Here is a 7,904-nt window from a genome sequence, read left to right as displayed (position 1 = left end):
CTGAAGAGCGGCGTCTGGGCCCGCTTCACCGGCGCCGGCGAGCGTATCGGCCTGGGCTCGCGGGAGGGCAGCGAGCGGCTGATGACCGAGGTGCTCGCGCCGCCGCGGGACGACCGCCGCATCGCCAGCGAGTACCGCGCCCTGGCCGCCCACCTCGGCGCGGACACCACCCGTTTCCCCATGGACCTGGCACTCGGCGACGACGACCACGCCGCCGCCCGCTCGGCCATCGCCGCGGCCGGGGTGAACGGGCGCTACGTCGCGTTCGCGCCGTTCACCACCCGTCCCCAGAAACACTGGTTCGACGAGCGCTGGCGGGACCTCGCGGGGCGTTTTGCGGCTGAGACCGGCGCGACTCCGGTGGTGCTCGGCGGCCCGGAGGACCGCGCGGTGGCGGAGGCGCTGGTCGCCGACAGCCCGGCGATCAGCGTCGCCGGCGGGCTGTCGCTGCGCGCCAGCGCCGCGGCCATCGCCGGTGCCGAGGCCCTGGTGGGCGTGGATACCGGCCTCACCCACATGGGCACCGCCCTGACCGTGCCCACCGTGGCGCTGTTCGGCTCCACCCGTCCCTACCTGGAGACCGAGAGCCCACGCACCCGCGTGCTCTACGAGCCGCTGTGGTGCTCGCCCTGCCGCCGGCGTCCGCTGTGCGGCGGCGAATTCAGCTGCATGCGCCTGCACCGCCCCGGCGACGTGTTCGACGTCGCCCGCGAGCTGATGGCCGCGGCATGACAGTGGTCCACGTCGAGACCGGCATGCACCTCTACGGGGGGGCGCTGCAGGTGCTGATGCTGCTGCGCGGGCTTGCGGCCTCGCCGGGCCGGCACGTGCTGGTCTGCCCCGCGGGCAGCGAGATCGCCGAGGCGGCGCAGGGCGTCGCCGACCGCGTGGTTGCGATGCCCGTGCGTGGCGACCTGGACGTCGCCTTCGGTGCCCGTCTCTACCGCGTGCTGCGCGAGGAGAACGCGGACCTCGTCCACCTCCACAGCCGCCGCGGCGCCGACGTCATCGGCGGCATCGCCGCCCGCCTCGCCGGCGTACCGGCGGTGCTCAGCCGCCGGGTGGACAACCCGGAACGGCGCTGGTGGGTGGCGCTGAAATACCGCCTCTACGCCCACGTGATCACCATCTCCGAGGGCATACGCGAGGTCCTGCTCGCCGAGGGGCTGGCCCCGGAGCGCGTCACCTGCGTGCCCAGCGCCGTGGACACACAGACGTATCGTCCCGGCGGCGACCGTGCGTGGTTCCGGCGGGAGTTCGGCCTGGCCGACGACGAGGCCGTCGTGGGCATGGCCGCGCAGTTCATCCCGCGCAAGGGGCACCGCGTGCTCGTGGCGGCGGCGCCGGCCGTGCTGGCGGCGCATCCGCGCACCCGCTTCCTGCTGTTCGGCCGTGGCCCGGGGGAGGCGGCGATCCGCTCGCTGGTCCACGGGCAGGGCCTGGCGGACCGGTTCGTGTTCGCCGGCTTCCGCACGGACATGGCGCACATCTTTCCCTGCCTCGATGTCCTCGCGCACCCGGCCTACATGGAGGGCCTCGGCGTGACCCTGCTCCAGGCGGCGGCCTGCGGCGTGCCGGTTGTGGCGTCTGCGGCGGGCGGGATCAAGGAGGCGGTGATGGACGGGGAAAGCGGTTGGCTGATATCGCCAGGGGAGCCGGGTATCCTGGCCGACCGCCTCAACGGCCTGCTTTCGAGTACGCGGGAACGGCAGGAGATGGGGGGACGGGCACGCGATTTTGTCGTCGACCGGTTCTCCGTGGAACGCATGGTGGCCGGAAACCGGTCGATTTACCAACGCATTGTCGAGGAGACGCGTCGTCCGTGACCGAGTCGCTACCGGGGAAAGCGAACGTTCGTTCTGACACGCATTACGTAATGACAGGCTGGGACAGGGTTGTATCCGTGGGCGCCATTCTCGCGCTGCTACTGCTTGGCAGTGGCGCGCTGATGGGGGTGGCGATGGGCAACGTCGCGCTGGTGTTGCTGCTGGTCGCCTTCGTCGTCGATGCGCCGCGGGCGCGGGTGGGGCTGACACGCTCGCCGTTCGTGTGGCTGACACTCGTGTATCTGGGGTTCCTCGTCCTGCAGCTCGCCCTGGGGCCGCTTCGCCCTGCGGTGCCGATGGCGGCCCAGTTCGAGGCATTCAAGAGTTATATCGCCGTCGGTTATCTGGCTGCCCTGGCGGCCGGCTACTGGCTGTACCGCAAGCCGGAGTGGCAGTTTACGGTCTTCATGCTGCTGCCGGCGGGGCTTCTGGTCCGGGTGGCCGAGAAATGGCAGCCCGGGGATTTTACCGGCGCCCTTTACGGGCACGGGCGATTCAGGTTCGGCGATTCGGCGGTGGATTTCGGATTCTGGTCCCTGGTTGTGGCGATTTTCGCGCTGACACTCATCCGCGGGGCGTGCCGCATGCGCTCGCCGCTGCGGCGTAACGCGGCACTGGCTTATCTGGTTTCCGTGTTCGTGCTCGCCCTTGTCAGTGTCGTGCTGGCCAAGACCCGCTCCGTGTGGCTGATCGTTCCCGTCGCGCTGCCGCTGGCGGCCGTTCTCGGTGTCGGCCCAAGGGTCCCCCGGCGCTACTGGTTGCGGGCCGCGGTGGCCGGCGGTCTGGTCCTGGTCGCACTCTGCCTGGCGATTGCCTGGGGGGCCGGTGACATCATCGCCGGCCGCTGGGAGAAAGGTCAGCACGCGCTTGACATGCTGGTGCAGGGGAACTGGGAGGCACTGGGCAATGGCTCTGTCGGCCTCCGCGCCAAGATGGCCTATGAGGGGCTTTCCATATGGTGGCAGCAGCCCGTTCTCGGACATGGATTCGCGAGCGCCCCTGAGCTGCTCGCGCATTCCCGGTTCGAGGCGGTCGCGACTCGAGGGTTTCGCCATTTCCATAACACCGCGATCACCATCATGGTCGAGCACGGCATCATCGGGCTGGGTCTTTTTCTCGCACTATTCGTTTTCTGCGTGGTTACCCTATTCAGGGCCCTGTGTGATGACGTCACCGGTGTCGCCGGAGGCGTATTCGTGAGTCTCGTCGCGATGACATGGCAGTCGATGGCCGATCACGTGATAGAGGGCTATCGTAATCCGTTCATGATTGCGCTGTTCTGCGGGGTCGCGGTTGCGCTCCATCTGTCCCGTCCGGGCAGGGGCGGCGATCAGTTATCGGCCGCCGGCAGGCAATAGAGTAGAACATTATGGAACTGATTAAACCCGTCGTCGTCGGTGACCATCTCCGCGAACTGGCAGGGCGCATGGGCGATAAGTCGGCGTTTTCCGCCATCGACGTGGGTTGCCGCGGCTCGGTCTGTCCCGATCTGACCGGGATTGGCGTCTGCGTCGATGTCATGGGTTTCGATGCGGATGCCCGGGCAACGGACTTCCCCCCGGGCGAGTCCCGGGGGTGGCGATCGCTGCGCGTGCGCTCCACCCCGCTCGGGCGCCGGGACGAGGCCGGTGTGCTGTACGTGACCCACGCCCCGGGATGCTCGTCGCTGCTGCCGGCGGACAGGCCACTGGCCGAGTCGTTCTCCCGGGGGCACCGCTACGAGACCGAGCGGACCGTGGACCTCGTGACGCAGGCCCTCGATGACGTCGTCCGCGACGAGGCGGTGGACCACCCCCGGTACATGAAGATCGATGTCCAGGGGTGGGAGCAGGCGGTCTTCGACGGCGCGTCCTCGCTGTTGGCCGAGGAGCTGGTGGCAGTACGCACCGAGGTGAGTTTCCGCCCCATATATCGTGGCCAGCCCCTGTTCTCCGGTATCGACGAGTCCCTGCAGTCACGGGGCCTGCGCCCCGTTGGTTTCCCCGAGCTGCACGCCTGGCGCCGCGACAGCGAGCGTCGTCCGGGCCAGCTCGCCGGCGGCGAGCGGCCGTTCTCCCGCGGGGAGCTCATTCACGGCGATGTCCTGTACCTGATGGATCCGGACGTGCTGCCCGGCAGGGCAGGGGACGTCGTCCACATGGGGGCGTCCGCGGGGGTGATCGCGCTGGCCTACGGCCTCGTGGACTACGCCGCGGCCGTATGGTCGATCCCGGCCGTCGCCGCCGGCCTTCGGGAACGGCTCGGCATCGACCCGGAAGCGGTCCTGTCACGGGTTTCCCGGGAACAGGCGGGCGCCTTTCGCCGGCGTGAGCTCAGCGCCGCATGGCGTGCGCTTCGGCTCGCCATACGTGGGCGCTGAGCGGGTTCAGGCGGGATCCCCCGGGGGGCCGAGGACCGTGTCGCGGTACTGCCGTGCGATTCGCCCGGTCTCGAAGCGTGCCGCCCCCGCATGCTGGTGTTCGGGGGTCGGCGGGTGCTCCAGGGTGGTGGCGATCGCCTCTGCCAGTGCCTCGCTATCCCCCACGGGTACCAGCGCGCCGTAGCGGCCGTCGGCGAGGATCTCGCGCGGCCCGAACGGGCAGTCGGTGGCGGCCACCGGCAGACCCAGTGCCAGGGCCTCGGCGAGGACGTTGCCGAATCCTTCGTATCGGGAGCTCAGCACGAAGGTGTCCGCCTGTCGCATGACCGGAAACGGGTTGGACAGATAGCCGGGCATGGCGACTCTGTCCCCCAGGCCGAGCTCCCGGCTCAGGGCCTCCAGGGCCGGCCGTTCCGGGCCCTCGCCGAGGATCAGCAGGGACAGGGGCGTACGGCGATTCGCCCTGGCCACGGCGCGTAGCAGCGTGGGGTAGTCCTTCTGCGGCGTCATCCGACCGCTCGCGACGAGAAGAGGGGTGTCTTCGGGCAGGTCGAACCGGCCCGGGGCGGGCTCCTTCGCCTTTTGTTCGAGCGCTCCGTCCACGATCGGATTATATATCGTGGTGATGGATGACGCCGGTATGCCGGTAAGCGCGCCCAGATCCGCGGCCATGCCTTGACTGATTGCGATGATGCCCCGTGCACGGGCATGGATGCGCCGGATGCCGGCCAGTACGCGACGGGCCGATCTGCCGCCTCCTGCGACCTGGGGGCCAATGGCGATTCGCGGCGACCAGAACAGCGGGCTGTGAATGCCGGGAAAGCGCCCGGCCGCGGCGGCGATCAGTCCCGCGCGCTGATCAAACGCGATCAATGCGCGCGGCCGATGGCGGCGCAGGATAGCGGTGAGTCGCAGGGTCAGCCGCCAGCGTGACAGGCGTTGGCAGGCGGCCAACTGGACCCCGGGGTTGAGTCCCGCACGCCACTCTGGGCGGCAGGAGGTCTCCGCGGTGACGACGAGGATCTCAAGGCCTTGTGCATCCAGGGCGTTGGCGAGGCGTTGAACGCTGACGGACACGCCCCCCTGGTTGCGTCCGGGGTGTCGGCTAATCATGCCGAATAGGGCGATGTCGATCGGCTGGTTCAAGACAGCGGGCGCCTCGGTGTTGTGTGCCTACTGGTGCGCGAGTCTATCAGCGTTCCTGCGCTATAGCTGTGGCGTACGTGATAGTATCCCATCGTTTCAGCCGTCTCTTGTGGAGCTTTTCGCACTTGATGCTCCTTACCGGCTCTGATCAATTACAGGTATCGCCCGCTTCCGATGGCAGTCACCCCCGCACAAGAGGTCCATGACAACCGTCTAGCGATCCTGATCACCGACCAGGGCGATGGCGGTGTCGAGCGCATGCTGGTGCATACTGCGAATGCGCTTGCGGCGCGGGGCGTTACGGTTCATCTGCTGGTGGCTGATCGTGACCACCCTTTCCTCGACCGCTGCGATGACGCTGTTGCGCTGAGCGAGCTGGAGACCGGCTCCCCGGTGGCGGCGGTGCGCCGTTTTCTGGAGCAAGAACGCCCGGCCGTGCTCATCAGCGCCAAGCTGCGTGACGACCGGCTCGCCGTTGACGCCCGGGACGCTGCGGGTGTCGACACCCGCGTCCTCTTCAGGGTTGGGAATCCCCTGGTTCACCGACTGCGGCAACGAACCAAGAATCCGATCAGGGTCTGGTACACCTGCATGCAGATGGCGCGGCTATATCGGCGTGCTGATGGTTTCATTGCGGTGTCATCGGGTATAGCCGATGACTTGGTGAGAGGGCTCGGTGTGCCACGTGAGAGGATCTGGACTCTACCCAATCCGACTGTTGTTGACTCGCTTTACGATGAGTCAAAGGAACCCGTTCCGCATCGATGGTTGCGTGATGATGCGGTTCCGGTTGTCCTCTCAATCGGTGGGCTGCGTCGGCAGAAAAACTTCGGTGTGTTGTTACGGGCATTTGCGGAAGTACGGGCGCGATGTCATGTCAGACTCATTATCCTTGGTGAGGGGCGCCAGAGGGAACGGTTATTGGCGCTTGCGAGACGTCTCGGCGTGGCTGGCGATGTGGATTTGCCCGGGTGGCAACCCAATCCCTATGCGTTCATGGCGCATGCGTCGGTGTTCGTCATGAGTTCGCGTTGGGAAGGGTCGCCCAATGCCTTGGTGGAAGCCGCCGCATTGGGGGTGCCGCTCGTTGCATCGGACTGTTTCAGCGGCCCGAGGGAAATACTCCAAGGCGGGCGTCTGGGACATTTGGTTCCCGTCAACGATGTCTCCGCCCTTGCTGCGGCCATCCATCAGGCGCTTGAGAGCCCGTTATCGCCGGAATGTACGCGTTTGGCGGCCGAGCCCTATAAGGCGGAATCAAGCGCCGGAGCTTACCTGAAGGCGCTCGGTCTGGAACCGGTAACCTCATGACCGTTGATATCTGCCTTTTCTTTGCAACATCCGGCCACAGCGGGGTTGACGTTGCGGTACGGCATCTCGTGCCGGAGTTAGTTCGGAGAGGCTATAGCGTCGCTCTTCTCAAGGTTCGTGAGCATGGACCCAGTCTCGACTTTTCCCATGAGCGGTTCATGGCCATCGATTTGGGGGCGAGACACGTGTACACAGCGCTGCCTGCATTGGTCAGGTGGCTCAGGGAGCTGCAGCCCAAGGTTATCCTCTCGGACAAGGACAGGGTGAATCGGACGGCCTTGCTTGCGCGAAAGTTATCTGGAGTAGCCTCGCGTCTTGTGTTGAGCTCCGGTACGACAATATCGATCGACCTGCGTCACCGCGGGCGATTCGAGTGTTGGTTGCAGCGGAACTCAATGGGGCGCTTATACCCATTGGCGGACAGCGTGATTGTCACCTCCCGCGGTGTCGCTGAGGACATGGCGGCTTACACGGGACTCGGGCGCGAGCGCATCACGGTAGTCCCCAGCCCGGTTGTGCCAGATTCCTTATTCGCGGCTCCCCAGCCTCGACCTGATCACCCATGGTTTGGCGCGCGGTGCAAGCCGGTGATTCTGGCTGTCGGCGAGCTCGGTAGGCGAAAGGGCTTCGATATGCTGCTTCAGGCGTTCGCGCTTCTGCGCGAGCGCGTCGACGCCCGGCTCGTAATACTTGGAGCAGGACGACAGCGGGAGGAGCTTGTGGCCATGGCTTCCCAGCTCGGAATCAGCGGACATGTGGATTTCGCGGGGTTCGTTTCCAATCCTTATGCCTTCATGGCCCATGCCGACGTTTTGGCCTTCACGTCCCGGTGGGAAGGGCTCGGGTTTGTGTTGATCGAGGCGATGTCGATGGGGACGCCGGTAGTGGCGACCGACTGCCCGAGCGGTCCGGCCGAGATCCTGGACGGCGGCAGATATGGTCCACTAGTGCCGGTCGACCATGCGGAGCAAATGGCCAAGGGACTGGCTGCGACACTCCGGAGCCCACCGGACAGTGACTCCCTCCGCACGGCGGTCCGCAGGTACTCCGTCAGTGCGGCTACGGATGCCTACCTGGACGTTTTCGGATTGCCGCGGTGGAAGAGCCACTAGCGAGAGGCGATCAATGTGCGGTATAGCCGGTGTCAGTCTCGACGCCCCGGTGCCGGAGGAGCGCATCACCGCCGCCGTGGCGAGGCTCGGCCACCGCGGCCCCGACGACCGCGGCGTCTGGCGCGAGGGCAACGTCGCGCTCGGGCACAC

The 7,904-nt window shown here is 66.9% G+C and carries 7 protein-coding genes; 6 read left to right on the top strand and 1 reads right to left on the bottom strand.

Annotated elements, in window-relative coordinates:
* From G7A99_RS14440 to G7A99_RS14425, 4 genes are all read left to right on the top strand, one after another.
* On the top strand, nucleotides 1-732 hold a 732-nt coding region (locus G7A99_RS14440; RefSeq protein WP_163141334.1), incomplete at its 5' end, for a glycosyltransferase family 9 protein.
* Complete coding sequence (locus G7A99_RS14435; RefSeq protein WP_018716606.1) at nucleotides 729-1,826, top strand: glycosyltransferase; 1,098 nt, start codon at nucleotides 729-731, stop codon at nucleotides 1,824-1,826. The genes G7A99_RS14440 and G7A99_RS14435, both read left to right, overlap by 4 nt.
* 77 nt (nucleotides 1,827-1,903) lie before the next feature.
* Nucleotides 1,904-3,184, top strand: coding sequence for an O-antigen ligase (locus G7A99_RS14430; protein WP_163141331.1), 1,281 nt, complete (start codon nucleotides 1,904-1,906; stop codon nucleotides 3,182-3,184).
* An 11-nt stretch (nucleotides 3,185-3,195) separates the two neighbouring features.
* Nucleotides 3,196-4,185: an FkbM family methyltransferase gene (locus G7A99_RS14425; protein ID WP_018716604.1), complete on the top strand. Its 990-nt coding sequence runs from the start codon at nucleotides 3,196-3,198 to the stop codon at nucleotides 4,183-4,185.
* A 6-nt stretch (nucleotides 4,186-4,191) separates the two neighbouring features.
* Here G7A99_RS14425 and G7A99_RS14420 read toward each other — a convergent pair whose 3' ends face one another.
* Nucleotides 4,192-5,331, bottom strand: coding sequence for a glycosyltransferase (locus tag G7A99_RS14420; RefSeq protein ID WP_018716603.1), 1,140 nt, complete (start codon nucleotides 5,329-5,331; stop codon nucleotides 4,192-4,194).
* A 174-nt stretch (nucleotides 5,332-5,505) separates the two neighbouring features.
* Here G7A99_RS14420 and G7A99_RS14415 point away from each other — a divergent pair, with 174 nt between their 5' ends.
* Nucleotides 5,506-6,642 (top strand): glycosyltransferase, encoded by a 1,137-nt coding sequence (locus G7A99_RS14415; protein ID WP_084594026.1) that lies wholly within the window; start codon nucleotides 5,506-5,508, stop codon nucleotides 6,640-6,642.
* Nucleotides 6,639-7,754, top strand: coding sequence for a glycosyltransferase (locus G7A99_RS25960; RefSeq protein ID WP_040409084.1), 1,116 nt, complete (start codon nucleotides 6,639-6,641; stop codon nucleotides 7,752-7,754). The genes G7A99_RS14415 and G7A99_RS25960 overlap by 4 nt, the downstream gene beginning before the upstream one ends.
* Nucleotides 7,755-7,904: the final 150 nt, after the last annotated feature.

This window comes from Arhodomonas sp. KWT, from assembly GCF_010993615.1.
The sequence above is the reverse complement of the archived record's forward strand: the minus strand, read 5'-3'. Positions and strand labels throughout refer to the sequence as shown.